This is a genomic window from Micromonospora noduli (assembly GCF_003264365.1).
Taxonomy (GTDB): Bacteria; Actinomycetota; Actinomycetes; order Mycobacteriales; family Micromonosporaceae; genus Micromonospora; species Micromonospora noduli.
In genome coordinates, this window is record NZ_PYAK01000132.1 from 1 (window position 1) to 1,523 (window position 1,523).

2 protein-coding genes are annotated in these 1,523 nt (G+C 73.0%); both read left to right on the forward strand.

The features are described 5' to 3' along the window. Positions 1-254: 254 nt before the first annotated feature. Positions 255-839, forward strand: coding sequence for a winged helix-turn-helix domain-containing protein (locus GUI43_RS33255; protein WP_112585660.1), 585 nt, complete (start codon positions 255-257; stop codon positions 837-839). 42 nt (positions 840-881) lie between these two features. Beyond that, positions 882-1,523, forward strand: a 642-nt coding sequence (locus tag GUI43_RS33260; protein ID WP_146765985.1) for an MFS transporter, incomplete at its 3' end; no start/stop codon positions are given.

A 1,523-nucleotide genomic window follows, 5' to 3' on the forward strand; every position in this document is an offset into this window, starting at 1 on the left:
GCCGCGCCGTGAAGCCGCGCCGCGCCGTGAAGCCGCGCCGCGCCGTGAAGCCGCGCCGCGCCGTGAAGCCGCGCCGCCGCGCCGCGCTGCTGTGACGCCAAGCCACGCTCGCCATTCAGGCCACCCAGCCAAGCCGTGCCCGTCGTCAAATTCGCCCGCTCGCTGCCGTCGGTAAAGGCGTGGCCGACGCGCGGTGGTCCGAGCGGGACGCGGGGATGATGGCAGGTTGGGGGACTGCCCGGGATCATGGGCCTATGACCGAGGCCCGCTCCGATTCGCGCCGGATGACGATCAGCGACCCCCAGGTGATGCGGGCGATGGCCCATCCGGCCCGGATCGCGATCATGGAGTACCTGAACAGTCGCGAAAGTGGTGGGACTGCCACAGAGTGTGCCGAGATCGTCGGGCTGTCGCCGAGCGCAACCAGTTACCACCTGCGGGCGTTGGCGAAGTTCGGCCTGGTCGAGCAGGCGCCGAGCCGGGGGGACGCGCGCGAGCGGTTGTGGCGTGTGCCGAGTGTGAGTGTGCTGGTCGAGGCGGGGCGTGATGCCGGGCCCGAGGCGCGTGCGGCCGAGCAGGCGCTGGTGGAGGCGCATGCGGTCCGGGCCATGGAGCGGACCCGGGACTGGTTGCGGCGCGCCGGGGACGAGCCGGCTGAGTGGTACGACAAGGCCCTGTTCACCGACACGCTGTTGCTGCTCACCGCCGACGAGTTGGCCGAGTTGAACGAGGCGGTGCTGGCGCTGCTCCGGCCGTATCACCCGCGGCGGCGGCAGGGTGACCCACCGCCGGGGGCGCGCACGGTCGCGGTGCAGTACCGGACGGTGCCGCTGGCATAGTCAGCCTTGCATGAATCAGTTGTGAAGGACTATTTTCGAAGTATGTCCTTCACAACTGACGAGTCGCGCTGGTCGGACGTCTGGCTCGCCGCCGCCGCTCGGGGCACCACGATCTGCGGCGACTTCCTCGCCGCGACCGCGCTGGCGCTGGCGCTACAGGGGGCCGGTGCCGGCGGGCTGGCCGTGTCCGGGCTGCTGCTGGCCGCGACCCTGCCCCTGGTGGTACTCGCCCCACTCGCGGGCCGACTCGCCGACCGGACGGACAGCCGTACCCTGCTGGTGACCATCGGGTTCGGGCAGGCCGCAATCTGCGCGCTCCTCGCCGTCGTCGAGCAACCGGTCCTGGTGGTAGGGCTCGTCGCCCTGCTGGCCAGCGGGCTCGCGGTGACCCAACCCTGCCTCGCCGCGCTGCTGCCGGCGATGGTCCGCCCGGCCGACCTGCCGCGAGCCAGCGCGATCAGCCAGACCGCCGTCTCGCTCGGTGCGCTCGGTGGCCCGGTACTGGCCGGCCTGCTGGTGGGGCAGTTCGGCACCCGCGTACCGCTGCTTCTCGATGCCGCGACCTACCTGGCGCTCGTGGTCGCGGGCCTGCTGCTGCGGACCCGACGCGGCGGCCGACGGCCCGCCGCCGTGAGCAGCGACGCCGCCGCCAGCCAGGCCGCCGCCAGCCAGGCCGCCGCCAGC